This window comes from Streptomyces fulvoviolaceus (assembly GCF_000718165.1).
In the GTDB taxonomy this organism is placed as follows: Bacteria; Actinomycetota; Actinomycetes; order Streptomycetales; family Streptomycetaceae; genus Streptomyces; species Streptomyces fulvoviolaceus.
Map to the genome: position 1 here is coordinate 18,194 of NZ_JOEY01000017.1, position 25,917 is coordinate 44,110.

Annotated in this window: 27 protein-coding genes and 1 pseudogene; 10 read left to right on the forward strand and 18 right to left on the reverse strand. The window is 69.3% G+C overall.

All coding sequences use genetic code 11. The features are described from left to right. Positions 1–65: 65 nt before the first annotated feature. Positions 66–818: an MBL fold metallo-hydrolase gene (locus tag IG08_RS0119595; protein ID WP_030603843.1), complete on the reverse strand. Its 753-nt coding sequence runs from the start codon at positions 816–818 to the stop codon at positions 66–68. Between the two features lie 235 nt (positions 819–1,053). Between IG08_RS0119595 and IG08_RS0119600 the strand changes: the two genes are divergently transcribed. Further along, positions 1,054–1,509 (forward strand): type II toxin-antitoxin system PemK/MazF family toxin, encoded by a 456-nt coding sequence (locus IG08_RS0119600; protein WP_030603845.1) that lies wholly within the window; start codon positions 1,054–1,056, stop codon positions 1,507–1,509. A 7-nt stretch (positions 1,510–1,516) separates the two neighbouring features. On the opposite strand, the gene IG08_RS0119605 is transcribed toward IG08_RS0119600, so the two are convergent. From IG08_RS0119605 to clpS, 8 genes are all read right to left on the reverse strand, one after another. Then, positions 1,517–2,467 carry a PLP-dependent cysteine synthase family protein gene (locus IG08_RS0119605; protein WP_030603847.1) on the reverse strand — a complete coding sequence of 317 codons (951 nt, stop codon included), beginning with the start codon at positions 2,465–2,467 and terminating at the stop codon, positions 1,517–1,519. Positions 2,468–2,483: 16 nt separating this feature from the next. Then, positions 2,484–2,762 carry a MoaD/ThiS family protein gene (locus tag IG08_RS0119610; RefSeq protein ID WP_030603849.1) on the reverse strand — a complete coding sequence of 93 codons (279 nt, stop codon included), beginning with the start codon at positions 2,760–2,762 and terminating at the stop codon, positions 2,484–2,486. Positions 2,763–2,848: 86 nt separating this feature from the next. Next, positions 2,849–2,944 carry a putative leader peptide gene (locus IG08_RS62825; RefSeq protein WP_315904032.1) on the reverse strand — a complete coding sequence of 32 codons (96 nt, stop codon included), beginning with the start codon at positions 2,942–2,944 and terminating at the stop codon, positions 2,849–2,851. Positions 2,945–3,046: 102 nt separating this feature from the next. Next, entirely contained in the window at positions 3,047–4,105 is a 1,059-nt protein-coding gene (locus IG08_RS0119620; protein ID WP_030603851.1) for a LacI family DNA-binding transcriptional regulator, read from the reverse strand. Between the two features lie 34 nt (positions 4,106–4,139). Beyond that, the gene (locus IG08_RS0119625; protein WP_030603853.1) at positions 4,140–4,562 is read right to left on the reverse strand and encodes a M67 family metallopeptidase; all 423 of its coding nucleotides are present in this window, start codon (positions 4,560–4,562) and stop codon (positions 4,140–4,142) included. Between the two features lie 196 nt (positions 4,563–4,758). Further along, the gene (locus tag IG08_RS0119630; RefSeq protein ID WP_030603856.1) at positions 4,759–6,198 is read right to left on the reverse strand and encodes an amino acid permease; all 1,440 of its coding nucleotides are present in this window, start codon (positions 6,196–6,198) and stop codon (positions 4,759–4,761) included. Positions 6,199–6,553: 355 nt separating this feature from the next. Next, entirely contained in the window at positions 6,554–7,156 is a 603-nt protein-coding gene (locus IG08_RS0119635) for a DUF2017 domain-containing protein (RefSeq protein WP_030603859.1), read from the reverse strand. A gap of 118 nt (positions 7,157–7,274) precedes the next feature. Further along, positions 7,275–7,592, reverse strand: coding sequence for an ATP-dependent Clp protease adapter ClpS (gene clpS, locus IG08_RS0119640; protein WP_030603862.1), 318 nt, complete (start codon positions 7,590–7,592; stop codon positions 7,275–7,277). 58 nt (positions 7,593–7,650) lie between these two features. Here clpS and IG08_RS0119645 point away from each other — a divergent pair, with 58 nt between their 5' ends. Both IG08_RS0119645 and IG08_RS0119650 read left to right on the forward strand, forming a co-directional pair. Further along, positions 7,651–8,997: a nicotinate phosphoribosyltransferase gene (locus tag IG08_RS0119645; protein WP_030603865.1), complete on the forward strand. Its 1,347-nt coding sequence runs from the start codon at positions 7,651–7,653 to the stop codon at positions 8,995–8,997. 154 nt (positions 8,998–9,151) lie between these two features. Then, positions 9,152–9,736, forward strand: a complete 585-nt coding sequence (locus tag IG08_RS0119650; RefSeq protein ID WP_030603870.1) for an isochorismatase family protein — start codon at positions 9,152–9,154, stop codon at positions 9,734–9,736. Between the two features lie 4 nt (positions 9,737–9,740). On the opposite strand, the gene IG08_RS0119655 is transcribed toward IG08_RS0119650, so the two are convergent. Next, entirely contained in the window at positions 9,741–10,085 is a 345-nt protein-coding gene (locus tag IG08_RS0119655; protein WP_030603873.1) for a hypothetical protein, read from the reverse strand. A gap of 132 nt (positions 10,086–10,217) precedes the next feature. Then, the gene (locus IG08_RS0119660; protein ID WP_030603875.1) at positions 10,218–12,560 is read right to left on the reverse strand and encodes an immune inhibitor A domain-containing protein; all 2,343 of its coding nucleotides are present in this window, start codon (positions 12,558–12,560) and stop codon (positions 10,218–10,220) included. A gap of 353 nt (positions 12,561–12,913) precedes the next feature. On the opposite strand from IG08_RS0119660, the gene IG08_RS0119665 reads away from it, so the two are divergent. Next, a complete protein-coding gene (locus IG08_RS0119665) occupies positions 12,914–13,174 on the forward strand; it encodes a hypothetical protein (RefSeq protein WP_030603876.1) in 261 nt (86 codons plus the stop codon). Between the two features lie 26 nt (positions 13,175–13,200). Here the strand turns inward: IG08_RS0119665 and IG08_RS0119670 are convergent, their stop codons facing one another. Both IG08_RS0119670 and IG08_RS0119675 read right to left on the reverse strand, forming a co-directional pair. Beyond that, positions 13,201–13,857: an RDD family protein gene (locus IG08_RS0119670; protein WP_030603877.1), complete on the reverse strand. Its 657-nt coding sequence runs from the start codon at positions 13,855–13,857 to the stop codon at positions 13,201–13,203. Between the two features lie 89 nt (positions 13,858–13,946). After that, the gene (locus IG08_RS0119675) at positions 13,947–15,485 is read right to left on the reverse strand and encodes an RDD family protein (RefSeq protein WP_030603878.1); all 1,539 of its coding nucleotides are present in this window, start codon (positions 15,483–15,485) and stop codon (positions 13,947–13,949) included. Between the two features lie 253 nt (positions 15,486–15,738). Between IG08_RS0119675 and IG08_RS0119680 the strand changes: the two genes are divergently transcribed. Next, positions 15,739–16,215: an SsgA family sporulation/cell division regulator gene (locus IG08_RS0119680; protein WP_030603882.1), complete on the forward strand. Its 477-nt coding sequence runs from the start codon at positions 15,739–15,741 to the stop codon at positions 16,213–16,215. A gap of 11 nt (positions 16,216–16,226) precedes the next feature. Here IG08_RS0119680 and IG08_RS0119685 read toward each other — a convergent pair whose 3' ends face one another. Beyond that, positions 16,227–17,633, reverse strand: a complete 1,407-nt coding sequence (locus tag IG08_RS0119685; RefSeq protein WP_030603884.1) for an FAD-binding oxidoreductase — start codon at positions 17,631–17,633, stop codon at positions 16,227–16,229. Positions 17,634–17,725: 92 nt separating this feature from the next. Between IG08_RS0119685 and IG08_RS0119690 the strand changes: the two genes are divergently transcribed. Further along, positions 17,726–19,156, forward strand: coding sequence for a tetratricopeptide repeat protein (locus tag IG08_RS0119690; protein WP_052424791.1), 1,431 nt, complete (start codon positions 17,726–17,728; stop codon positions 19,154–19,156). Here IG08_RS0119690 and IG08_RS57235 read toward each other — a convergent pair. The 4 genes and pseudogenes from IG08_RS57235 to hppD form a co-directional block, all read right to left on the reverse strand. Next, positions 19,119–19,307, reverse strand: a pseudogene (locus IG08_RS57235) (nitrile hydratase subunit alpha); the annotation flags it as partial. The gene IG08_RS0119690 and the pseudogene IG08_RS57235 sit on opposite strands and share 38 nt — an antisense overlap. A 629-nt stretch (positions 19,308–19,936) precedes the next feature. After that, positions 19,937–20,218 carry an SH3-like domain-containing protein gene (locus tag IG08_RS62500; protein WP_030603888.1) on the reverse strand — a complete coding sequence of 94 codons (282 nt, stop codon included), beginning with the start codon at positions 20,216–20,218 and terminating at the stop codon, positions 19,937–19,939. A gap of 359 nt (positions 20,219–20,577) precedes the next feature. Beyond that, on the reverse strand, positions 20,578–21,054 hold the full coding sequence (locus tag IG08_RS55885; RefSeq protein WP_052424792.1) for a phage baseplate protein: 477 nt from the start codon (positions 21,052–21,054) through the stop codon (positions 20,578–20,580). A 25-nt stretch (positions 21,055–21,079) separates the two neighbouring features. Then, positions 21,080–22,234: a 4-hydroxyphenylpyruvate dioxygenase gene (hppD, locus tag IG08_RS0119710; RefSeq protein ID WP_030603889.1), complete on the reverse strand. Its 1,155-nt coding sequence runs from the start codon at positions 22,232–22,234 to the stop codon at positions 21,080–21,082. A 124-nt stretch (positions 22,235–22,358) separates the two neighbouring features. Here hppD and IG08_RS0119715 point away from each other — a divergent pair, with 124 nt between their 5' ends. Genes IG08_RS0119715 through IG08_RS0119730 form a run of 4 tightly spaced genes read left to right on the forward strand, consistent with a single transcriptional unit; the run spans position 22,359 to position 25,641 of the window. After that, entirely contained in the window at positions 22,359–22,847 is a 489-nt protein-coding gene (locus IG08_RS0119715; RefSeq protein ID WP_030603891.1) for an Lrp/AsnC family transcriptional regulator, read from the forward strand. Between the two features lie 22 nt (positions 22,848–22,869). Beyond that, complete coding sequence (locus IG08_RS0119720; RefSeq protein WP_030603894.1) at positions 22,870–23,517, forward strand: ABC transporter permease; 648 nt, start codon at positions 22,870–22,872, stop codon at positions 23,515–23,517. Continuing rightward, positions 23,510–24,790, forward strand: coding sequence for a betaine/proline/choline family ABC transporter ATP-binding protein (locus tag IG08_RS0119725; RefSeq protein WP_030603896.1), 1,281 nt, complete (start codon positions 23,510–23,512; stop codon positions 24,788–24,790). The genes IG08_RS0119720 and IG08_RS0119725 overlap by 8 nt, the downstream gene beginning before the upstream one ends. Next, positions 24,787–25,641, forward strand: a complete 855-nt coding sequence (locus IG08_RS0119730; protein WP_030603898.1) for an ABC transporter permease — start codon at positions 24,787–24,789, stop codon at positions 25,639–25,641. Before IG08_RS0119725 ends, IG08_RS0119730 begins: the two co-directional genes overlap by 4 nt. The last annotated feature ends 276 nt before the right edge of the window (positions 25,642–25,917 follow it).

The window sequence follows — 25,917 nt, forward strand, 5'->3', positions numbered from 1 at the left end:
AAGGCCCCCGGAGCACTGAAGCTCCGGGGGCCTTCGTCACGTCGTAGAAGAGAACGTCGTAGAACCTAGATCTCGTACGACAGTCTCGGCGTCGCCAGTTCCACCGGGCCGTCGAAGACCGCGCGGGCGTCGGCGAGGTTGACCTGGGGGTCGGTCCACGGGGGGATGTGGGTCAGCACGAGCTTCCGTGCTCCCGCGCGGGCCGCCGTCTCTCCCGCCTCGCGGCCGTTGAGGTGCAGGTCGGGGATGTTCTCCTTGCCGTGCGTGAAGGCGGCCTCGCACAGGAACAGGTCGCTGTCGTGGGCGAGTTCGTCCAGGACGGGGGTCGTGCCCGTGTCGCCGGAGTAGGTCAGGGACTTGCCGCCGTGTTCGACGCGGATGCCGTACGCCTCCACGGGGTGGGCCACGCGTTCCGTGTGCACCGTGAACGGGCCGATCTCGAACGTGGACGGCTTGACCGTGTGGAAGTCGAAGACCTCGCTCATGGAGGAGGCGGTGGGGGTGTCGGCGTAGGCCGTGGTGAGGCGGTGTTCGGTGCCTTCGGGGCCGTAGACCGGGATCGGGTCGCAGCGGCCGCCGTCGTGGCGGTAGTAGCGCGCGACGAAGTACGCGCACATGTCGATGCAGTGGTCGGCGTGCAGATGGCTGAGGAAGATCGCGTCGAGGTCGTAGAGACCGCAGTGGCGCTGCAGCTCGCCAAGGGCACCGTTGCCCATGTCGAGAAGCAGCCGGAAGCCGTCGGCCTCGACGAGGTAGCTCGAGCAGGCCGATTCCGCGGACGGGAACGACCCCGAGCAGCCGACGACGGTGAGCTTCATAAAGCAGAAACCTCCGCTGGCGGATAACTTTTCTGGAAAGGAGACGGGGGTCGTGCGGTGCGTCGAGCGTAAGGCGCAAAACCTCCGGTCGCTCCTCCGCCAAGGGCTGTTGTGGGCGAACTCACCTGTGCTGTCACCGGTTCGGCTGGCCCCGGGGCATGTGGGAGGCGGGGGATGGAACGCGGGTTCTAAAGAGGGCGCGCGAGGCTGATCGCACGCCGGTAACGTCGTCCTCATGGACACGTCCTGGTGGCTCGCGCTCGCTGCGGTGGTACTGCTCGCGCTGGTCGCCACGCTCGTCGACGGGTGGGGGCGCGGGCGGCGGCCCAGAGGGCGCGCGGATCACCGGACCCGGCCGCCGGGGCGCCCTTCCGCGCCGGGCGCGCGGCCGCGGCCTGCCGAGATCTGGTGGGCGAACGTGCCCTACGAGGACGGTCCGGGGGTGAAGGACCGGCCGTGTCTGGTGCTCGCGGTGCACGGCGAGCGGGCCACGGTGGCGAAGATCACCAGCAAGTACCACGACGAGCGGGCCGGGGTGATCCCGTTGCCTCCGGGGGCGGTGGGCGACGCGCACGGCCGGGCGAGCTTCCTGGAGACGGACGAGCTGCGCGAGGTGTCGGTGTGGGAGTTCCGGCGGAGGGTGGGCGTGGTGGACCCGGTCCTGTGGGACCAGGTCCGTCACCTGGCGTGAAGCCCTCTTACGCCCAGAGTTGGCCCTGCAGCGTCTCGATCGCTTCCTCCGTCGTGGCCGCCGTATAGACGCCCGTCGACAGGTACTTCCAGCCGCCGTCCGCCACCACGAACGCGATGTCCGCGCTCTCGCCGGCCTTGAGCGCCTTGTTGCCGACGCCGATCGCCGCGTGCAGGGCGGCGCCCGTGGAGACGCCCGCGAAGATGCCCTCCTGTTGGAGGAGCTCGCGGGTGCGGGTGACCGCGTCGGCCGAGCCGACCGAGAAGCGGGTGGTCAGCACCGACGCGTCGTACAGCTCCGGTACGAAGCCCTCGTCGAGGTTGCGCAGGCCGTAGACGAGGTCGTCGTAGCGCGGCTCGGCGGCGACGATCTTGACGTCCGGCTTGTGCTCGCGGAGGTAGCGGCCCACGCCCATGAGCGTGCCCGTCGTCCCGAGGCCCGCCACGAAGTGCGTGATGGACGGGAGGTCGGCGAGGATCTCGGGGCCGGTCGTGGCGTAGTGGGCGCCCGCGTTGTCCGGGTTGCCGTACTGGTAGAGCATCACCCAGTCCGGGTGCTCGGCGGAGAGCTCCTTGGCGACCCGTACGGCGGTGTTGGAACCGCCGGCGGCGGGCGACGGGATGATCTCGGCGCCCCACATGCCGAGCAGCTCACGGCGTTCCTGCGAGGTGTTCTCGGGCATGACGCAGACCATGCGGTAGCCCTTGAGCTTGGCCGCCATGGCGAGCGAGATACCCGTGTTGCCGGAGGTCGGTTCCAGGATGGTGCAGCCGGGGGTCAGGCGGCCGTCCTTCTCCGCCTGCTCGATCATGTGCAGGGCGGGGCGGTCCTTGACCGAGCCGGTCGGGTTGCGGTCCTCCAGCTTCGCCCAGATACGGACGTCGGCGGACGGCGAGAGCCGCGGCAGGCGCACCAGGGGGGTGTTGCCCACCGCGGCCAGCGGGGAGTCGTAACGCATAGGGGGTCAGCGGGCCTTAGACCATGCCGCCGGCCACGGCCGGCAGGATCGTGACGCTGTCGCCGTCGGCGAGCTTGGTGGTGATGCCGTCGAGGAAGCGGACGTCCTCGTCGTTGAGGTAGACGTTGACGAAGCGGCGGAGCTCGCCGCCGTCCACGATGCGGGCCTGGATTCCCGCATGCCGGGTCTCGAGGTCGGTGAAGAGCTCGGCGAGGGTGTCCCCGTTGCCCTCCACCGCCTTCTGGCCGTCGGTGTAGGTGCGGAGGATGGTGGGGATGCGGACCTCGATGGCCATGGTTGCGGGCTCCTGTCGGGAAATCTGGGGTCGGTGGGCGCACGGCGGCACGCCGCGGCCTCACAGCCGTACGGCGGCAGGGAACGTCAACAGATGGCGCTGTTCAGCCTGCACAGGTCGACGTGAAGCCGCGCCACGAGCAGAGTGCTCGGCGCGTTGTCGCTCACGTCGTTCAGAACCATGGGGTCATCGTATCGATTCCCGGTCCGGGTCCCGGAATGTGATCCCACATTCCGGACTAATCCCGGCCGGGGAGTGAGACGGGGCAGCTCAGACCCCACCGTTCAGGCGGACGCCCGCCGGACCAGGTGGGTCGGGGTGACCACGGAGGAGAGCGGGTGACCCGCACTCGCCTCCTCCCCCGTGTCGGCGGTCCTGCTGAACAGCAGCCTGGCCAGCAGCCGTCCCATGCCCTCGACGTCCTGGTGGACCGTCGTCAGCGGCGGGTCGGTCGACTCGGCGATGGGCGCGAGGTCGTCGAAGCCGACGACGGCCACGTCGTCCGGTACCCGGCGGCCGCGCTCCCGCAGCACCTGCAGGGCGCCGGACGCCATGAGGTCCGAGGCGACGAAGACGGCGTCGAGGTCGGGGCACCGGTCCAGGAGGGCGGCCATGGCGTCGGCGCCGCCCTGCCGGGTGTAGTCGGCCTTCTCGATCAGCCGGGGCGAGGCGTCGAGCAGGACGTCCCGGTAGCCGTCGAGGCGGTCGACGGCGGAGGCCTCCTGGTCGTAGGGCCCGGTGACGGTCGCGATGCGCTCGCGGCCGAGCGAGACCAGATGGCGGACCGCCTCCCGGGCTCCGCCGCGGTTGTCGGCGTCGACGTAGATCTGGCCGCGCACGGTCTCGCCCTCCCGCAGCAGCGGGCGGCCGCCGAAGACGGCAGGCAGGCCGAGCCGTTCGATCATGCCGGGCAACGGGTCGTCGGCGCGCAGGGAGAACAGCAGGGCGCCGTCGACATGGCCGCCGCCGAGGAAGTCGCCGACGCGCGGATAGTCGTCGGGCTCCTCCAGGAACAGCAGGACGGGCTGGACGCCGTGCGCGATGAGTTCCTTGCGGATGCCGCGCAGATGGCAGTCGAAGAAGGGATCGATGAAGACCCGGTCCTGCGGCTGGGTCGCCACGACGGCGACGGCGCCCGTGCGGCGGGTGACGAGCTGGCGGGCGGCCTGGTTGGGCACGTAGCCCAGCTCGGCGATCACGTCCCGGACGCGGTCGACAACCTCCGCGCGCACCTTCAGCTCGCCGTTGACCACCCGCGACACCGTGGACTTCGAGACTCCCGACTCTCGGGCGACGTCCTCCAGCGTGGGGCGCCGTCCGTGCGACCGCTGCGTCAACACCATCTCCGATACGGCGAGTTGGGCGATGCGTACGAGGTCAGTATGCCTCTACGACTGTCACCTCTTCCTCGGAAACCTCGCCCTCGACGATGCGGAACGAGCGGAACTGGAAGTCGCCGAGCCCGTCGGTGTCCGCCGTGGAGACGAGGACGTAGTGGGCGCCCGGCTCGTTCGCGTAGGAGATGTCGGTGCGGGACGGGTAGGCCTCGGTGGCCGTGTGGGAGTGGTAGATGATCACCGGCTCCTCGTCGCGGTCGTCCAGGTCGCGGTAGAGCTTGAGGAGGTCGCCCGAGTCGAACTCGTAGAACGTGGGCGACATGGCCGCGTTCAGCATCGGGACGAAGCGCTCGGGGCGGTCCGAGCCGGCCGGGCCCGCGACGACGCCGCACGCCTCGTCGGGGTGGTCCTTGCGCGCGTGCGCGACGATCTGGTCGACGAGGGCCTGGGTGATGGTCAGCATGTTCGTCAGGATAAGCGGGAGGGCCGCCCCGTACCGAGGAGTGGTACGGGGCGGCCCACATGCCGGACACCTCTGGAGATGCGGTTCAGCAGCCGACCCAAGGGGCGCGGGGCTGTATCGATATGCGGCTCCGCCGCGTGGGCGCGACCAGCCACGACGGGGCGGCAGACGATCGACGGCCCCCCGCGCGGAGCGCCTAGCCGACCTTCTCGAACTCCGGCTCCCGCCGCTCGGCGATCTCCGGGTTGCGGCTCTTGAGGACGGCCCAGCCGATACCGAGCACCGCGGCCCAGCCCGCCATCACGTACAGGCAGACCCGGGAGTCCGCGTCGTACGCGATCAGACAGGTGACGAAGAGGAGGAACGCGATGGCGACATACGACCCCTTCGCACCACCCGGCGCCGGGAAGGAGGACGCGGGCAGGCGGCCGGCCTCGACCGCGCGGCGGTACAGGACGTGGCTGATCAGGATCATCAGCCAGGTCCAGATGCCGGCCGCGGTGGCCACGGAGACGACGTAGCCGAAGGCCTTCTCCGGGACGATGTAGTTCAGTACCACGCCGATGCCCATGAAGAGCATGGAGACGGTGATAGCGAGGGCCGGGGTCCTGGTGGCGGAGAGCTTGTTGAAGGCCTTGGGGGCCTCACCGCTGTCCGCCAGGGTGCGCAGCATGCGGCCCGTGGAGTACATGCCGGAGTTGCAGGAGGACAGGGCCGCCGTCAGGACGACGAAGTTGACGATGCCCGCGCCCGCCGGGATGCCGATCATCGCGAAGGCCTTCACGAAGGGACTGACGCCCGGCGCGAACTCGGTCCACTTCACCACGCACAGGATGACGGTGAGGGCGCCGACGTAGAAGAGGCCGATCCGCCAGGGCAGGGTGTTGATGGCCTTGGGGAGGGTCTTCTCCGGGTTCTCGGACTCGCCGGCCGTGACGCCGACGAGCTCGACGGCGAGGTAGGCGAACATGACGCCCTGCAGGGTCATCAGGGAGGAGCCGATGCCCTTGGGGAAGAAGCCGTCGAAGGCCCAGAGGTTGGAGACGGCGGCGGTGTCACCGGCGTTGCTGAAGCCGAAGGTGAGGACGCCGAGGCCGATCACGATCATGCCGATCAGCGCGGTCACCTTGATCATCGAGAACCAGAACTCGATCTCGCCGAACAGCTTCACGGAGATCAGGTTCGCGACGAACAGGACGACCAGGAAGACCAGGGCCGTCACCCACTGCGGGATGTCCGGGAACCAGTAGTGGATGTAGATCGCGGCGGCCGTGAGCTCGGCCATGCCAGTGACGACCCACAGCAGCCAGTACGTCCAGCCGGTGAAGTAGCCGAAGAACGGGCCGAGGAACTCGCGGGAATACTCCGCGAAGGAGCCCGAGACCGGGCGGTAGAGCAGGAGTTCGCCGAGGGCCCGCATGATGAAGAAGATGATCACGCCTGCGACGGCGTACATCAGGATGAGGCTCGGTCCGGCCTTGGCGATGTTCGCCCCGGCGTTGAGGAAGAGGCCGACGCCGATGGCGCCGCCGATCGCGATCATCTGGACCTGGCGGCTGCCGAGCCCGCGCTCGTACCCCTCTTCCGACTCCTTCGGGGCCTTCTCCGAGCCTGTGTCGACCTGAGCGGAGGTCATGAGTGTGGTGCGCCTTTCTCCATGCCGAACCGGGCCTTTGTCGGCCTCGGATCGGGTCTCGATCCCCCCGGATTGATGGAGTTGAGCGGGCTTCGCGGGCCCGCTCGTGCCTGGCCGGCGATCTACCGGCTCGGTGGCGCACCCGGCCGAACATACGGGTGGTGTTCGCCGGGCGGTCGTGAAGATTTATCACGGCCGCAATAGTGATCGCCTGGGCGACATGTGGCGCAGTGCACAGGAAGAAGCGGACAAACGAACCCCAGGACGGGCATAGGCCGTCCACACGGTGACGTGATCGTTATCCGGATTTGAGCGTCCGCTGAGCGAACACAAAAAAGTCACAAATCGCGACAGATTACGGCAGGAGTGTGGTTACGAGGGTCTCCTGGAGCCCGCCCAGCCACAGATACGCCATCACCATCGGCTTGCGCGGGTCCTCGTCCGGGAGCCGGTAGAGGAGGTCGGTGTCCTCCTCGGCGGTGATGTCCAGGCGGGAGCCGATCGCGAGGCGCAGGTCGTTGAGGGCGCCGAGCCACTGCTGGGACTCGCCCTGCGCGAGCTTGAGGACCGCGCCGCCGTCACCGGCCGGGCTGAGCGCGTCCAGGGAGCGGATCACCGCGAGGGCGTTCTCACGCTTGCCGGCACGCAGGTCGTTCTCGGTGAAGCGGCGGAACTCGGAGGAGTACGCCTTCTGCTCCTCGGCCGCCTTGGGGCCCGGGGTGCCCTCCGGGTCGCTGTAGGCGTCCGGGAAGAGTCGCTTGAGGACCGGGTCGGCGGGCGGCTCGCTCGGACCCTCGGCGAAGAGTTCGGCCAAGGGGTCGTCGGGGGCGTCCTCGGCGGGGCCGGGGCCGACGAGTTCCAGGAGCTGGACGGCCAGCGACCGGATGATGGAGATCTCGACGTCGTCGAGCGCGACGGCCGCGCCGCCGCCGGGAAGAGGTTCGAAGTGTCCAGGCATGAAGGTCAGTTCAGCTACTTCCGGTCCTGCGCGGCGGGTTCGTTTACTTCCGGTCCTGCTACTTCCGGTCCTGCTACTTCCGGTCCTGCTACTTCCGGTCCTGCTACTTCCGGTCCTGCTACTTCCGGTCCTGCTGGAGGGTGGCCCACAGGCCGTAGCCGTGCATCGCCTGCACGTCGCGTTCCATCTCCTCGCGGCTTCCGCTGGAGACGACCGCCCGGCCCTTGTGATGGACGTCCATCATGAGCTTGGTGGCCTTGTCCTTGGTGTAGCCGAAGTACGTCTGGAAGACGTACGTCACGTAGCTCATGAGGTTGACCGGGTCGTTGTGAACGATCGTGACCCAGGGGACGTCCGGCTCGGGGACGGCGAATACCTCTTCCGCCGACTCGGTGCGTTCGATCTCTACGGGAGCGGGTGACGTCACACGGCCCATGCTGCCACGCTCCCCACAAATCGTCACACTGACGCAATGGGGGGTAGCATCTGTCGTCATGAACACAGCGGACCTTGGGCTGCCGGTAGATGTTCCCTCGACGGCGCTCTTCACGGACCAGTACGAGCTCACGATGCTGCAGGCGGCCCTGAAAGCGGGGACCGCCGAGCGGCGCAGCGTGTTCGAGGTCTTCACCCGGCGACTGCCGGACGGGCGCCGTTACGGCGTCGTGGCGGGCACCGGGCGCGTCCTGGACGCCGTCGAGAACTTCCGCTTCGACGCGGACGTCCTCGGCTTCCTGCGCGAGCGCTCCATCGTCGACGAGGAGACCCTGGACTGGCTCGCCTCCTACCGCTTCAGCGGCGATGTGTGGGGCTACCCGGAGGGCGAGGTGTACTTCCCGGGCTCGCCGATCATGCGGGTCGAGGGGTCGTTCGCCGAGTGCGTGCTCCTGGAGACCGTGATCCTCTCCATCCTCAACCACGACTCCGCGATCGCCGCGGCCGCCTCCCGGATGTCCTCCGCCGCAGGCGAGCGGCCGCTGATCGAGATGGGCGCCCGCCGCACCCACGAGCTGGCCGCGGTGGCCGCCGCGCGCGCCGCGTACGTCGGTGGCTTCACCACCACCTCCGACCTGGCGGCCGGTTTCCGCTACGGCATCCCGACCGTGGGCACGTCCGCCCACGCCTTCACCCTTCTCCACGACCACGAGCGGGACGCCTTCCAGGCCCAGGTGAACTCGCTGGGCCGGGGCACCACCCTGCTCGTGGACACGTACGACGTCGCCGAGGCCGTCCGGATGGCCGTCGAGGTCGCCGGGCCCGAGCTGGGCGCGGTCCGCATCGACTCCGGCGACCTGCTGCTGGTCGCGTACCGGGTGCGCCAGCAGCTGGACGAGCTGGGCGCGACGGACACGCGGATCATCGTCACCTCCGACCTCGACGAGTACGCGATCGCCTCGCTGGCGGCGGCGCCCGTGGACGCGTACGGCGTCGGCACCCAGCTGGTGACCGGCTCCGGGCATCCCACCTGCTCGATGGTCTACAAGCTGGTCGCGCGTGCCGAGTCCGCCGATCCGAAGGCACCGCTGGTGTCGGTGGCGAAGAAGGCCGCCGGTGGCAAGACGTCCGTCGGCGGGCGCAAGTGGGCCGCGCGGCGCCTCGACGAGGACGGGGTCGCCGAGGCCGAGGTCGTCGGCACCGGGCCCGTCCCGGCACAGCTCGCGGACCGCCAGCTGCTGGTCGAGCTGGTCAAGGGCGGCGAGGTCGTGGCCCGCGAACCGCTGGACGTCGTACGCGACCGGCATACGGCGGCCCGGGCCAACCTGCCGCTGTCGGCGACCCAGCTGTCGCGCGGGGAACCGGTCATTCCGACGGAGTACGAACACGGGCGGTCGGGTAGCTAGAGCAGGTGCCACCTTGTACTCCCGGTAACGCGCCTGCGAACGCGCCCGGTCATGCCCCCTCCCGCCCCGCCGCCGAAGTCCGTAGGCTCGGAGGTTCACCGGCCGGGCCCGCACCCCTTCTCTCCCCGACCCACATAGTCGAAGGACACCGACCATGCGCCGCGCCTTGATCGTCGTTGACGTGCAGAACGACTTCTGCGAAGGGGGCAGTCTCGCGGTGGCCGGCGGTGCCGACGTGGCCGCCGCCATCACCGAGCTGATCGGGCAGGCGCCCGCCGGCTACCGGCACGTGGTGGCCACCCGCGACCACCACATCGCCCCCGGCGGCCACTTCGCCGACAACCCCGACTACCAGCACTCCTGGCCCGCGCACTGCGTCGCCGGCACCGAGGGCGTGGGCTTCCACCCGAACTTCGCCCCGGTCGTCGCGTCCGGCGCGATCGACGCCGTCTTCGACAAGGGCGCGTACGCGGCGGCCTACAGCGGCTTCGAGGGCGCCGACGAGAACGGGATCTCGCTGGGCGACTGGCTGCGCGCCCGCGAGGTCAGCGAAGTGGACGTCGTGGGCATCGCGACCGACCACTGTGTGCGGGCCACCGCGCTGGACGCCGTGCGGGAGGGCTTCCGTACGCACGTGCTGCTGGACCTGACCGCCGGGGTGGCCGAGGAGAGCACCGAGCGGGCGCTGGAGGAGCTGCGGGAAGCCGGCGTGGAGCTCACCGGCAAGCCCGTCGTCTGAGCTGTCAGGCAGGTGCTGCCGGGCGCCTCAGCAGCGCCCTGATCGGGTGCCACAGTTCCTGGGCCAGCTCCGGGCCGGTCGCGACAGCGTTGTCAGGGGCCGTACGCCATATCAGGCCGTCCGGGTGGTGCAGTACGGCCGTGATCTCGTCCGGGGTCGGGGGCGCGGCGTTGCCCCTGAGGTAGACCGCTCGCATGCCCAGGTTGCGCAGCCTGGTCAGGGCGCGCGCCCGGTTCTGGGCGTGCACGAGTACGCGCACGCTGCCGCAGCCGTCGGTGGGCGGGCGGGGCAGATTCAGCGCCACCACCACTCTGCCGTTCGGCAGCCTGCAGAAACCTCCTACGGCCATGCCGTGATACCCCCCGTGTGCGTCGGTGTCGAAGTCGGTGTCAATAAGAGAGCCACAGGACGCACCTAAACACGATCGGCGGCAACCCGCCAGGGGTTGCCGCCGATACGCTTCTGACCTGCTACTTTACGATTACTTTGCCGAAGGCTCGACCTGGAGCGTGATCGTCGAGCCACTCAGCGGCTCGCTGACGATCTTGATCCGGGTGTTGGTGTCAGTGATCTTGACGCCCGCGAGCGGGTTCGACTCGTCGTAGTAGGTCGACCTGCCGTCGTCGAAGACCGGGACTCCCGGCTTCGACTTGATCTTCGTCGCGACGTCCGCCTTGTGGAGCGTGATCGCGTCCGTCGGGTACCAGCTGAAGGTGGAGTCGTAGGACTGGATGCGGTTGCGCATCAGCGTGCCGTCGGACCACTTCAGCGCGGTCGGGTGGGAGTCGACCGGCAGGATCAGACCCTCACCGGCGTGCTGGCTGGTGTTGTCGTCGGCCTGGGAGGTGTCCCACTTCCAGATCAACAGGCCGTTCTGGTAGGCGTAGTGCTCCACCCAGTCCGGACGGGTCGTGGAGAAACCGAAGTTGTACGGGCCGACCTTCAACACCTTGTCGTACGACACGTACTGGCGGTTCTCGGCGATGTAGTACTGCGCGTAGTCGTCCGTGATGGACGCACCGATGCGGGAGAAGCCGTCGGCGGTCCAGGCCGCGTCGGCGGACTCGGCGTCGTCGGAGAACAGGGTCGCGCCGTCGGCGGTCACCGTGATCTCGTCGGCCGCGAAGCCCTTCTGGGCCACTCCGCCGTCGGTCTGGTAGCGGAAGCGCAGCTGGATGTTCTGGCCGGCGTAGGCGTCCAGCGAGTACGTCAGCTTCTGGTAGGCGTCCACCGTGCCGGTGAGGGCGGGCTTGTCGCTGCCGTCGCGCGGGATGGCGGCGCCGTCGGCCAGAGTGCCGTCGATCGGCGTCCAGTTGGAGCCGTCGGTGGAGACCTCGGTGTAGAGGTAGTCGTAGTCCTGCTCGATGTCCCACCAGCCGTCGAGGGTCAGCGACGCCGCCGACTTGCCGGTCAGGTCGACCGGGCGCGCCAGGGTGTTGCTGAGGCTGTCGCCGCTGCCGCTCCACCACTGCGTCTCACCCTGCGCCGGAGTGACGACCTCGGTGGTGACCGTCTTCTCGGGCAGGACGACGACGAGGGCCTGCGGGTTCTGGGTGTTGTACTCCGCGACGCCCAGCTTGTGGCTGGACTTGGTGCCGGCCTTGGCCACGTCGTAGTCGAGCCAGCCCAGTTGCAGCTTGTCCCAGGCGTTCATGTCGCCGGGCAGGTCGCCGATGGCCTCCTTGCCGGTGCCGAGCCAGGAGCCGGAGGACATCAACGTCCAGAAGCCGGTGGAGTTCTCGCCGCCGCCGGAGGTGTCGTACTCGTCGGGCAGGCCGAGGTCGTGGCCGTACTCGTGGGCGAAGACGCCGAGTCCGCCGTTCTCCGGCTGGATCGTGTAGTCGCCGACCCAGATGCCGGTGTCGCCGATCTGGGTGCCGCCGAGCTTGTTGGTGTCGGGGCCGGTGGAACCGATGTCGGTGCCGAAGGCGTACCAGCGGTGGGCCCAGATGGCGTCCGCGCCCTGGGCGCCGCCGCCCGCGGACTCGTCCTCGCCGGCGTGCACGATCTGGAAGTGGTCGATGTAGCCGTCGGACTCGTTGAAGTCGCCGTCGCCGTCGTAGTCGTAGCGGTCCCACTGGTCGAACTCGGCGATCTCCGCCTGTATTTCGGCGGGCGTGGCGCCTGCGGCCTCACGCTCGGCGACCCAGGCGGTGACGCCGTCCTGGACCGCGTACCAGGCGCCGGTGGCGGCGTCGTTGGAGCCGTAACGGGCCTCGTTGTAGGGGACCTTGACCCAGTCGGTGACCTCGCCGTCGACCGAGTAGCGGCCCGAGGACTGCTTCTCGTAGTACGACTTCATCGTGGCGGTGCCGTCGCCGAAGTACAGGTCCTGGAAGTGGGCCTGGTTGTAGTCCGCCTGCCAGGCCGTGGAGTTGTCCTGGGTGCGGTCCGGCTCGGCTATCTCGTTGTGGAGCGGACCGACGGTGCCGCCGTAGCGGCTGTCTATCTGGTCCCCGAACTCGACCAGGATCGTGAAGATCTTGTCGGTCTTCTCACGGCCGAGCTCGACGTACTTGTCCTTGCCCTTGGAGCCCGCGAGCTCGACGACCTTGGAACCGTCCCGGTCCTTGACCGTGGCGGCGCCGGATATGACCTGGTCCAGCGCTTCCTGGCGCTGGGCCTCCTGCGTCTTGGTCAGCGGGCCGTCGAGGTCGTGCTCCTTGGCCTTCACCGGCTGCGGGTCGCGCCGGTCGGCCGCGGGAGCCTCCGCGGACTTGGTGTCCGCTGCCTGTGCCACGGCGAACGTCGAGAACGTGGCCGAGGCCGCCGCGATGGCGACGACGGTCGCTGCCGTTCTGAACGTCCAGGATCTACCTGTCACTTGATGCCTCCCCTAGACGCGCGTTATACGCGTGTAGTCAAGTGACGACATTTGACTCCTGGTTTACGAGAAAAGACAGACCTTGACTTGGACCCGTCAACTGCATTATCAGGAGCTGGTGTTCGCATTACGGACACACGACCGCAACACAACAGGCGCGCACATATGTCCACTTGATGGACCGCATGACTCCGTGCGCCCCTCGTGCTCCGGCACTGTTGGTCAGGTCACGCTTACCGTTCGTTCCACTCGGGCATGCAGGCGATTAGAGTCGATTGGCGGAACGCCCGGATGTCGGCGGAAAGCCAGGCCGACGCCCCCCGTGGACCCCCAATTCCGAGGACACGATTGCCATGCCTCGTCCGACTGCCGCACAACTCGCCTACGGTTCGTGCACCGTCATCTTCTCGACGTTCGCCATGCTGCTGCTGTCACAGGCGAGTTCGAGCGTGGGCATCGCGGTCATCGCCGTCGCGGCGCTCGCCCTCGGGCTCCTGGTCGCCATGACGGTACCGCTGCCCAAGTCCCGCGTGGTCGCGATGAGCAGGCCCGCCGAGCAGACAGCGGAAGAGCCCGTGCCGGCCGTGGCCACGGGCTCCAAGACTGCCGCCTGACGTACGCGAGGCGGCGCCGGTGCAGGTCAGTTGGTGCTGACCACCACCGTCTTCGCCGCCTTGTCGTGCAGACCCTGCTTGTAGGGCTTGTCGAAGAAGCTCCAGCCGCCCGAGATCGCGGTCCAGATGCAGGCGCAGCAGAACGCGAACGGGATCCACAGCACCGCCGAGCGGATCAGCGTGGTCTGCACGGAGGGCGTGGAGCCGTTGTCCAGGTTGGCCACCCGCATACCCAGCCACTTCTTGCCGAGCGTCTGGCCGGACCTGCTGATCATGACGGTGTCGTAGCCGATGTAGAGCACGGCGGCGACCAGCGACTGCAGCAGCGACTTGCCGTACTGCACCTTGTCGCTGTCCACGTCGTACTCGCTCACGCCGAAGCCCCAGGTGAGCAGCCAGGCGACGATGCCCACCAGGATCAGGTCGATGATCCGGGCGAGCGTGCGCTTGCCGCTGTCGGCGAGCGGGGGCATACCGGAGAGCGGGTCCGTGGGGTACGAGCCGCCGCCGTACGGATCACCGCCGTAGGGGCCGCCGCCGTACTGTCCGCCCTGAGAGGGCGGGGGCTGGCTGCCCTGTGGGGGGTCGTACGGCGATCCCGAGCCCTCGGCAGGCGGGGGCTGCTTCCTGAACGGGTCGTCTTCCGGCGGCTGGCCGGAGCCGGGGGGCGGTTCGCTGCTCATGGCCCGAGTCGACCGCGAACCCCCCGGCTCCGCATCCGGCGAGCGGCCGTCCGGAGTACCGAATCGTGTGGGTCTTTCGCCGTATCCGGTCAGCCTGCTACGAACGTATGTGCGGCCTTGTCGTGCCAGCACTGGCGCCACGGCCTGTCGAACAGGCCCCACAGGACGCCCACGATCCCGATGGCGAGCAGCCCGGGCACGCTGTAGACGAGCCAGCGGCGCAGGGCCGCGCCGAAGGACGGGGGCTCGTGGCCCTCGATGTCCCGCACCTCGAGGCCCAGCAGCTTCTTGCCCAGCGTGCGGCCCCACTTGACGGTGGGCAGCACCTCGTAGAGGACGCCGGTGACCAACAGGACGGCGAGCACGATGCCCAGGTACACCGACGTCGTGCCGTCAAGGAGCCAGACCGTGACGGCCTCGCCGGACAGCTTGGCCGCGTCGACCTTCTCGTTGACGTGGTCGATCGCCTTGGTGCCGAGCGGGACGGCGGCCACGGCGGTCACGGCCCCGAGGACGAGGCTGTCGACCAGGCGTGCCGCCAGCCGCTTGCCGAGGTTCGCGGGCCTGGCCGAGGCCTGGCGCCGGGCGGCCGCCTGGAAGATGTCCTCGACCGGCGGCTTCCAGGGTGCGACGGGCTGCCCCTCGCCGGGGGCTTCCGCGAGGCGGTGCACCTGCTGGGCCCAGGAGGGCTGGCCGCCGCCGGGGCCGGCGGTCATGGGGGTGGCGGCGGGCTGGGGGCCCGGGTTGTTGGGCTGCGGGCCCGCCTGCTGGGGCACGCTCGCGTTCGGGGCGGGTGCCTGCGCCTGCGCCGCCGGGGGCGTCTGCTGAGGGCCGGAGAGGGCCGTGGGGGCCGCAGGGGCGGCCGACCCTGCCTGGCCCGCCGCCGCGCGGTCTGCGGCGGCCTTTCCGGCGCCGAAGCCGGGGGTCCCGGGTGCGGGCTGGGCGCCGGCACCGGGCGCCGCCTGGCCCGTGCTCCCGCTCTGCGCCCCGCTCTGCCGACCCGTGCGCTGGGAGAGCGCGCGGAAGGTCATGGTGCCCGGGTCGTCGATGGGGCCACCGGGGTGGGAACCCTCGGCCGGCCGCGCAGGTGCCGCTCTCCCGGCTCCGGCCGTGGGCCGGCGGAAGATGCGGGTGTTGCCCGAGTCGACGTTGCCCGCGTCGGGCTCGGCGGGCGGGATCGTGGCCGTGCCGTCCGTGCGGGCGGCGTGGCCCTCGGGCTGGGACGGAGGAGCACCCTGCATCCGCGGGTCGGCGCCCTCCGGTGAACCCCACGACACCCGGCGGTCCTGCTCGCCGCCGAAGCCCGACTGCTGGGAGCGGTCGGCGCCCCACGCGGTCGCGGGCTCGGGTCGGCTGCCGTGCTGGGCGTCCGCCGGGTCCTCGTCGAAGAAGTGCGGGCCGGTCTCCTCGACCGGAGCCGAAGCCTGGGCAGGAGGTGCCGCGGGTGCGGGTACGGGGCTCGCACCGGGCGGCGGGGCGAGCGGTTCGCCGTCCGTCGGTGCCGGACGGCTGGTGCCCGGTACCCAGGCCGCACCGTTCCAGTACCGGACATATCCGGGAATGGACGGGTCCGGGTAATACCCGTCGCGGGGCCTGTCGTCACCAGGTGCCGGGGTTGGGGCGCTCATGTCCGTCGTCCCGTATCTGCTCGGGGGTCAATATGGGGGCTCCACATCTATCAGACCGGCGCAACCCCCACCGCCAGTCCCACCGGACCCACTCCTTTTGAGCACGGTCATGAGCACGATCGTGACCCTGACCGTGACCCCGCCGGAAAAAAGTTTCGCGAACCCGCGTAATGCTTCCGGCCCCGCTCCCCTCTCACTCGTACGGGCCCACCGCAGGGCTCGCAGCAGAGTCGCGAGAGAGGACACGCACGACATGCACCACACGGTGGTAGAGCGGGAACTGGAGCTCAAACTCATCCTGTCGCCCGAGCGCAGCATCGCGGTACCGGCCCGACTGAGCTACCGCAGCGACGATCCCTTCGCCGTCCACGTCACCTTCCACATCGGTTCCGACCATCCCGTGCACTGGACCTTCGCCCGCGAACTCCTCGTGGAAGGGGTGTTCCGGCCGTGCGGGCACGGGGATGTGCGGGTGTGGCCGACGAAGGTCGCTGGCCGCAGCGTCGTCCTGATGGCGCTCAGCTCGCCCGACGGGGACGCCCTCCTGGAGGCCCCGACCACGCAGGTGTCGGCCTGGCTCGAGCGCACGCTGCGGGCGGTCCCCCCGGGCTCTGAGGCGGAGCAGCTCGGCATCGACGACGGCCTCGCCGAGCTGCTCGCACCGACCCCGGCCGACGATCTGTGGCTGCGGGACCCGTGGCCGTCGGACGAGTCGAAGGACGGTGAATGACATCAGGGGGGTCAGAACAGCTTGCCCGGATTGAGGATCCCCAGTGGGTCGAACGCCGTCTTGATCGCCCGCTGCATCTCCACGCCCACCGAGCCGATCTCGCGCGCCAGCCACTCCTTCTTCAGGACGCCCACGCCGTGCTCGCCGGTGATCGTGCCGCCGAGCTCCAGGCCGAGGGCCATGATCTCGTCGAAGGACTCGCGGGCGCGCCGGGACTCGTCGGGGTCCGCCGCGTCGAAGCAGACGGTCGGGTGGGTGTTGCCGTCGCCCGCGTGGGCGACGACGCCGATGGTGAGCTGGTACTTCTCGGCGATCCGGTCGGTGCCTTCGAGCATCTCGGCGAGCCGGGAGCGGGGCACGCACACGTCGTCGATCATCGTCGTGCCCTTGACCGCTTCGAGCGCGGTCAGCGACAACCGCCGTGCCTGGAGGAGGAGTTCGGACTCGGCGACGTCGTCGGCCGGGACGACCTGGGTGGCGCCGGCGGCCTCGCACAGCGCGCCGACGGCGGCGAGATCGGCGGCCGGATCGGCGGTGTCGAAGGCGGCGAGCAGCAGGGCCTCGGTCGTCTCCGGGAGTCCCATGTGCGCCATGTCGTTGACGGCCTTGACCGTCGTACGGTCCATCAGTTCGAGGAGGGACGGCACGTGCCCGCCCTCCATGATCCGGCACACGGCCTCGCAGGCGGCGGCCCCGGACGCGAACTCGGCGGCCAGTACCAGCTGCTCGGGCGGCTGCGGCTTGAGGGCCAGGATCGCCCGTACGACGATGCCGAGCGAGCCCTCGGAGCCGACGAGGAGACGGGTGAGGTCGTACCCGGCGACGCCCTTGGCCGTACGGCGCCCGGTGGACATGAGCCGACCGTCGGCCAGCACCACGTCCAGGCCGAGGACGTACTCCGCCGTCACGCCGTACTTCACGCAGCACAGGCCGCCCGACGCGGTGCCGATGTTGCCGCCGATGGTGCACATCTCCCAGCTGGAGGGGTCGGGAGGGTAGTACAGGCCGTGTTCGTTGACGGCCCGGGAGAGCGTCGCGTTGATGACACCGGGCTCGACGACGGCGATGCGGTCGACGGGGTTGATCTCGAGGATCCGGTCCATCTTCGTCAGGGACAGCACGATGCAGCCGTCGGAGGCGTTGGCCGCGCCCGACAGGCCCGTGCGGGCGCCCTGCGGGACCACCGGGACGCGCAGCTCGGTTGCGGTGCGCATGACGTGCTGGACCTGTTCCACCGTGCGCGGCAGGACGACCACCGCCGGGGCGCCGGCCGGGCAGAAGCTGGCCATGTCGTTGGCGTAGGAGGCCGTGACGTCCGGGTCGGTGAGGACGGCCTCGGCGGGCAGACCGCTCAGCAGACGGTCGACCAGGTTTCCGGTGACTTCGTCACGAGGCGCTTCGATACGGCTCATGATCACAGCGTCGCACCGACGGCCATCGGTGTGAACCCCGTCCGCGCGAGCCGTTGGATGCCGGGATGTGGTCGTCGTATTGACGCACAGTGAGCGCCATGGAGAACCCACAGGAGGAGCGGCGCAGCCGACTGCACGGACGCCTGGTGATCGCCTCGCTCGCGGGCTGTGTCGTGCTCGGCGGGGCGCTGATGCTGCTGCCCTCGGAGCGGACGGCGACCCGGGCGCCCGCACCGGCACCGGGGGCGCAGGCGCTGACGGCGGTCACCGCCGGAGTGCCGGCCGCGCTGCCCGACCTGGCGGTGCTGATCGGTGAGCGCGAGACCCATCTGCGCAGGCATCCCCGGGACGCCGAGTCGTGGGCGGTGCTCGGGACGGCGTATGTGGAACAGGGGCGGCGGACCGCGGAGACGGCGTACTTCCCGAAGGCCGACAAGGCGTTGCGTACGTCGTTGAAGGTGCGTGGGAAGGGCAATGCGGAGGCCCTTGGCGGGCTGGCCGCGCTCGCGAACGCCCGCCGGGACTTCCGGTCGGCGCGGACCTGGGGCGAGGCCGCACGGAAACTGGAGCCGAAGCGGTGGACGACGTATCCGCTGCTGATCGACGCGTACACGGGGCTCGGCGACTACAAGGCGGCGCGGGCCTCCCTGGACAAGCTGATGGAGCTGCGCTCGGGCCCCGCGGTGTCGGCGCGGGCGGCGGCCGTCTACCGGGACCGGGGCTGGCGCGAGGACGCGGCGGCCACACTGTCCGACGCGGCGGCGAGCGCTCAGGCCCCGGCCGAGCGGGCGGCGTACCTGGAGCGGGTCGGGCAGCTGGCCTGGGAGCGCGGCGACCGTGAGGACGCCCTGCGGCACTTCCAGGAGGCGGTCCGCCTCGACCCCGACCAGCGGGCCGCCCAGGCCGGGCAGGGGCGGGCGCTGGCGGCACTGGGCCGGACGACCGAGGCCCTGAACGCCTACCGGGTGGCCCTCACCAAGCAGCCGCTCCCCCAATACGCCCTGGAACTGGGCGAGTTGTACGAATCGCTCGGGCTCGGTCAGGCCGCCCGCGTGCAGTACGACCTGCTCCGGGCGCGGGTCCAGCAGGCCGCCGTGAGCGGGGTGGACGAGGCGCTGATCCTCGGCCAGTTCGAGGCCGACCACGGCGATCCCGCCTCCGCGGTGCGGCGGTTGCGGGCCGAGTGGCGTCGGCAGCCGGGGATCGCCGTCGCCGACGCGCTGGGGTGGGCGCTGCATCGGACGGGCGCGGACAAGGAGGCGCTGCGGTACGCCACGGTCGCGACGGACAAGGTGCACGGGGGCGGGGTGCGCAGTGCGTCGTACATGTACCACCGGGGCGTGATCGAGCGGGAGTTGGAGCTGTACGCGCCCGCCCGGCGGCATCTTCAGGAGGCGCTGCGGATCAATCCGTACTTCTCGCCGCTGCACGTGCGCGCGGCCCGGGCGGCGTTGACGGCGTTGGGCGAGGTGCCGGACGAGGATCTACCGGTCACACCGCCGCCGTGCCGATCAGGGCGTTGCGCGTGACGAGTGCGACCAGCTCCTCCTCCGCCAGTCCCTCGGTCCCCTCCGGACGTCGCGGCAGCACCATGTAGCGGCTCTCCGCGCTGGAGTCCCACACGGTGATGTCAACCGAGGCGGGCAGTTCGAGGCCGAACTCTGCGAGGAGGTCGGGAGGTTATTGGCATCCAGTGGCTGGGGAGCATGAGTGAGACCGGTTCAGCTCGATCGTGTGATCGTCGGCTTTCAGGCTTGCAGCGCCCCACTCCAGTCGGGGTAACGTCGCCGTGCGATCTGGTTCACCGAGTGCGGTGCCAGCGTGCAGGGCTCTCGCGCCACCAGAGGGATGGCATGAGGCCTCCCCGTCGCCCCTGACCGCACTCAGTCGTCCAGATCGTGCAGGGAACTGGCCTCCCGGGACCGGAGCACTCACAGGATGAGTGTCGCCGACCGGGGTTGAGTACGCCGGGGACCAGTGCGCCCAAGACCGTTCGGGGCGTGCGGCTGATCAGAGCCACGCCTCGTCAGCCCCAAGGAACGGTTCGCGGACCACGCGGGAGCGGTACGCCTCGGACTTGCACCAACTCGGAACAGGCCGAGCGTTCCCACAGGTCCAGTACGACGTGGTGGTCGTCCACGCCCTACAGGTCGCGGGCGCCGGAGCGGGACATATCGACCCTCCGCCTCCACCACGAGACCCACTCGCCGCGCGCGTACCGCGGGAGGCGGGTGTGGTGAGGGGGGTCGTGCGGGAAGGTACGCACGCGCGTGCCGGGTGCGAAGCGATCGGCAGCCGTCGCGGTCGGCTCAGTCATCCAACTCACCCGGCTCGATCACGCCCTTGCGTTCCAGCAGGGCGCAGATCGCGACGGACCACCGCTCGTAGTACGACGCCGCCAGATACTCCGCCGGCGGCATCGACTCGATCGCGTCCCGGAACTCGTTCGTGTTGAAGATCCCTTGTCCGCGCAGGGTGTTGAAGAGGCCGACGACCCGGGCATCCCAGTCCGCGTGGAAGGGCTCGGTGTCGTCGGTGGTGTCGATGGCGCCGAAGCCCTGGGTGCCGCCCACGTCGTTGATCCTGGCCATGCGGCCAGCCTACGAGGCTCCTACGACAACGGCTTGTAGTAAATGTTGAACCTGCGCGCTCCCGCCCCGCCGGACGCGCGGCGCAGCACCTGCTGCGCCGCGGCCTCGCGTCCAGCGACGCCCACCGGCTCGCGGTGGGTGAGGGATTGACGCCCTCGCCTGCATGAACACAGGCGATTCCGGTCGGCACCAGTACGCAGTGCTCCCTTGGGTTCCTGCTTCACCGACCCTTGCTGCCCGTAAGGGCAGTCTGACAAGGTCTCCACAGGCTTCACGTCCCGCCCGTCCGGCGGTAGGTCCGGCAACTCCGTTGTCGGACAAGGCGACTATAACCGTGGCACTGCGACCCTCCGGGCCACTTAGCCAGGACGCCCTACACATCCACCCTGAAGGTTGGATGCCTGGGCAAGAGTTCGATAGCGGGGCTTGTTGGTGGACTTGGCTATCGGCTTGCGGATCTTGACGTCCTCGCCGGTGCGGGTGGCCCCGTCGGTGAACCGGAAGCGGGTGACGCCCTGGCCGTAACCGCCCTCGGAGTCGGCCTCGGTCCAGATCCACACGGTGCCGTCGTCGGCGTTCTGGACGCCCATGCTCACCCCGTGGCCGAAGCCGCGCAGGTACATGTGGCCGAGGTTCTTGCCTTCGAGGTCGAGCTTGTTCAGGCACAGGTCGCCCTCGTCGATGCCGCCCCGGGTGACCTGAAGGACGTAGAGATGCTTGTGCACCTCGTCGAAGGCGAAGGACTGCAGGACCGTGGACTCGTGCAGCGAGCCCTTCCCCCACAGCCAGCGGACGGCCGGTACGTCAAGGTCGAAACGGTGGTCGACGGTCGCCACGGTCCCCCCCGTAGTCCAGTGGGGGCTACAGATTGCCCCGCTTCTCCTGCTCGCGCTCGATCGCCTCGAACAGAGCTTTGAAATTGCCCTTGCCGAAGCCCATCGAACCGTGCCGTTCAATGAGTTCAAAGAAGACGGTCGGTCGGTCCTGGACGGGCTTGGTGAAGATCTGCAGCAAGTACCCGTCCTCATCACGATCGGCGAGGATCTTTAGTTCCCGCAGCGTCTCGACCGGCACGCGGGTGTCGCCGACCCACTCGCCGAGGGTGTCGTAGTACGAGTCCGGGGTGTTGAGGAACTGCACGCCGGCCGCGCGCATCGTCCGTACCGTCTCGACGATGTCGTTGGTGTTGAGCGCGATGTGCTGGACGCCCGCGCCGCCGTAGAACTCCAGGTACTCGTCGATCTGGGACTTCTTCTTGGCGATGGCGGGCTCGTTGATCGGGAACTTGACCTTGAGCGTGCCGTCGGCGACGACCTTCGACATCAGGGCGCTGTACTCGGTGGCGATGTCGTCGCCCACGAACTCCTTCATGTTCGTGAAGCCCATGACCTTGTTGTAGAAGCCGACCCACTCGTTCATGTGGCCGAGCTCGACGTTGCCGACGCAGTGGTCGATGGCCTGGAAGGTGCGGTGGGCGGGGGGTTCGACGAGGGGGCTCGCGGCCGTGAATCCGGGCAGGTACGGGCCGTCGTAGCCGGAGCGGTCGACGAGGGTGTGGCGGGTCTCGCCGTACGTCGCGATCGCGCAGAGGACGACCGTGCCGTGCTCGTCCTTCAGCTCGTACGGTTCGGCGACCGAGCGGGCGCCGTGCTCGATCGCGTAGGCGTACGCCCGGCGCGCGTCCGGGACCTCGATGGAGAGGTCGACGACGCCGTCGCCGTGCTCGGCCACGTGCTCGGCGAGGAAGTGGCCCCAGGTGGTGGCGGGCTTGATGACCGAGGTGAACACGAAGCGGGCGGAGCCGTTGGTGAGGACGTAGCTCGCGGTCTCGCGGCTGCCGTTCTCCGGTCCGGAGTAGGCGGTCAGCCGCATGCCGAAGGCGGTCGAGTAGTAGTGCGCCGCCTGTTTGGCGTTGCCCACGGCGAAGACGACCGCGTCCATTCCCTTGACCGGGAAGGGGTCGGCCTGCCGGGCGGTGTCGGGTGTGTGGTCTGTGTTCGCAGAAGTCACGGCCATAGCGGCAGCCTGGTCCGGTCTCGCAAGGTGCGCAATAGTTTGCGTAATCGCTGAACAATGTGCGCAGTCGTACGGCCGTGTCGGCGGGCTTTCTGTACAGGATGACCAGCGCCTGGAGGCTGCCGTGGGGATCGACCATCTGGACGGACGGATCATCGTGCTGCTGGCGCGGGAGCCGCGGATCGGGGTGCTGGAGATGTCCCGGCGGCTGGGGGCGGCCCGGGGGACGGTGCAGGCGCGGCTGGACCGGCTTCAGTCGAATGGCGTCATCCGCGGATTCGGTCCGCAGGTCGATCCGGCGGCGCTCGGCTACCCGGTGACCGCGTTCGCGACGCTGCAGATCCGGCAGGGGCAAGGGGCCGACGTACGAGCGCACTTGGCGACGGTGCCGGAGGTGCTGGAGCTGCACACGACCACCGGCAGCGGGGACATGCTGTGCCGGCTCGTGGCCCGGTCGAACGCCGATCTCCAGCGGGTCATCGACCTGGTTGTCGGTTTTGATGGCATTGTCCGGGCCTCCACCGCGATCGTGATGGAGAACCCCGTTCCGCTGCGGATCATCCCGCTGGTGGAACAGGCGAGCCATCAGGAGGACCGGGCCCGACGGGAGTGACGAGCCTCTGAGGTGACCGCGTGTGAACTTCTGGGAGTACCTGGGCAATCGCCACCAACAGCTGCTCACGGACGCCTATCAGCACGCGAGCGCCGTCTTCCAGTGCATGGTCGTCGCGACGCTGATCGGGGTGCTGATCGGTGTCGTCACGTATCGCAGCGACTGGGCCGGCAACCTGGCGACCACGGCCACCTCGACCATTCTGACCATCCCGTCGCTCGCCATGATCGGTCTGCTCATTCCGATCGTCGGGCTGGGTGTACCGCCCACGGTGATCGCGTTGACCCTGTACGGGCTGCTGCCGATCGTGCGGAACGCGATCGTCGGTCTGCGCGGGGTCGATCCCTCGCTCGTGGACGCGGCGACGGGCATCGGGATGTCCCGGGTGATGCGGCTGGTGCGGGTCGAGCTGCCGCTCGCGTGGCCGCCGATCCTGACCGGGATCCGGGTCTCGACGCAGATGCTGATGGGCATCGCCGCCATCGCGGCCTACGCTTCCGGGCCCGGCCTCGGCAACGTGATCTTCCGCGGCCTCGCCTCCCTGGGCAGCAAGAACGCGATCAACCAGGTACTCGCGGGCACGCTCGGGATCATCATCCTGGCCCTGCTGTTCGACGCCGCGTACGTCCTGATCGGACGGCTGACCATTCCCAGGGGGATCCGTGTCTGAGACCAGCACCTCGTCTTCGGCCGGCACCTCGGGTGCCACGTCGGGTGCCACGTCGGGTGCTTCCATCGAGCTGGAGAATCTGACCAAGCGCTATCCCGGCAGTCCCCAGCCGGCGGTCGACAACGTCAACATGGAGATCAAGGCGGGCGAGCTCGTCATCTTCGTCGGCCCCTCCGGCTGCGGTAAGTCCACCACGCTCAAGATGATCAACCGGCTGATCGAACCGACCGGTGGGCGCATCCGCATCAACGGCGAGGACGTCACCGACATGGACCCGGTGAAGCTGCGCCGGAAGGTCGGGTACGCGATCCAGTCCGCCGGGCTCTTCCCGCACATGACGGTCGCCCAGAACATCGCGCTCGTGCCGAAGATGGTCGGCTGGTCGAAGTCGCGGATCAAGTCGCGGGTGGAGGAGCTGCTGGACCTGGTCGGGCTCGACCCGGGCGAGTTCCACGGCCGCTATCCGCGCCAGCTGTCGGGTGGTCAGCAGCAGCGGGTGGGCGTGGCGCGGGCACTCGCCGCCGATCCCCCTGTCCTGCTGATGGACGAACCGTTCGGCGCGGTCGACCCGATCACCCGTGATCACCTCCAGGACGAGCTGATCAGGCTGCAGCACGAGCTGCACAAGACGATCGTCTTCGTCACGCACGACTTCGACGAGGCGATCAAGCTCGGTGACCGAATCGCCGTCCTGCGCGAACGCTCGCACATCGCTCAGTTCGACACCCCCGAGGCGATCCTCACCAACCCGGCGGACGACTTCGTGTCCGGGTTCGTCGGCGCGGGGGCGGCACTGAAGCGGCTGAACCTGACCCGGGTGCGGGACGTGGAGATCACCGACTATCCGACGGTGACCGTCGACGACCCCCTCCAGGAGATCTTCAACAAGCTCCGGGCGAGCGGGACGAACGAGATCCTGCTGCTCGACAAGCGCGGGCGGCCGTACAAGTGGCTGAGACGCGGCGACATGATGCGCGCCAAGGGTTCGCTGGCGCGGGCCGGGACGCTGGTGCACGACACGGTGACCCGGGACGCGACCCTGCGGGACGCCCTGGAGGCGGTCCTCACCGACAACGCGGGGCGGGTCGCGGTCACCGGGCGGCGCGGCGAGTACGACGGCGTCGTCGACATGGAGACGCTCATGAACTCCGTGCACGAACTGCTGGACGCCGACCGGCTCGAGGCCATGGAGCACCAGCACGAGCTGCAGGAGACCCGGGCCACCCAGACGCACGCCGAGCAGGAGGGCGACGGAGGGGAGACGCGGGCGTGACCACCTCTCCGGACCAGAAACGGCCCGCCGGCGAGCACGACGTCAAGGGCCTCGCCTTCCGGGACGAGGGCGAGGCCGAGCAGGAGGCACCGCCCCCGCCGGCCACGGCCGAACGCCGGATCACCTGGCAGAAGCTGACCCTCCTGCCCGCGTTCCTGGTGGCGGTGCTGCTGGCGACCTGGCTGTGGTTCCAGCAGGCCGACCTGGACCCGATCTCCGAGAACGCGCTGTCCAACGGCCAGGTGTCGAAGGCGCTCTGGCAGCACGTGCAGCTGACGGTGATCTCGACGTTCTTCGTGCTGATCATCGCGATCCCGCTGGGCGTGCTGCTGACGAGGAAGGCGTTCCGGAAGGCGACCCCGGTGGCGATGGCGTTCGCCAACATGGGGCAGGCGACCCCGGCGATCGGTCTCCTCGCCCTGCTGGTGATCTGGCTGGGCACGGGGACGAAGGCGGCCCTGATCGGCATCACCATCTACGCCGTTCTCCCGGTCCTCTCCAACACCATCGCGGGCCTGAAGGCGAACGACCCGACCCTCCTGGAGGCGGCGCGCGGCATCGGCATGTCGTCGCTGGGCGTACTGTCCCGCGTCGAAATGCCGCTGGCCGTACCGCTGATCCTCGCGGGCGTACGGACCGCGCTGGTCCTGAACGTCGGTACGGCGACGCTGGCGACGTTCGGGGGTGGCGGGGGTCTGGGCGTGCTGATCACGACGGGCATCACGAACCAACGCATGCCGGTGCTGATGCTGGGCTCGATCCTCACGGTCGCGCTCGCCCTGCTGGTCGACTGGCTGGCCTCGCTGGCGGAACTGCTGCTCAGGCCACGGGGGTTGGAGGTGGGGACTTGAATCCTCCCCCAGCCGAAGCAGGGGGATCCCTGGCTCACGCTGCCTGCGAGTCAGCGACCCAACAGGTCTTACACGATCGACACCAGCCGGGTTGAAACCAGCCCGGTTTGATACGGCAAAGCTTGGAGGTGCATGTGCTGTCTTGGCTCTCGATCAGCACTGTGTACGCGCTTGGTTCTCGCAACGCACGTCCTGCAGCTTACCCGATCAAGTGGACGTGTCGTGCGTGTCTGCCAGCGGCCGGAGCACTGGTGCTGGCCTCTCTGGCTTCCGCAT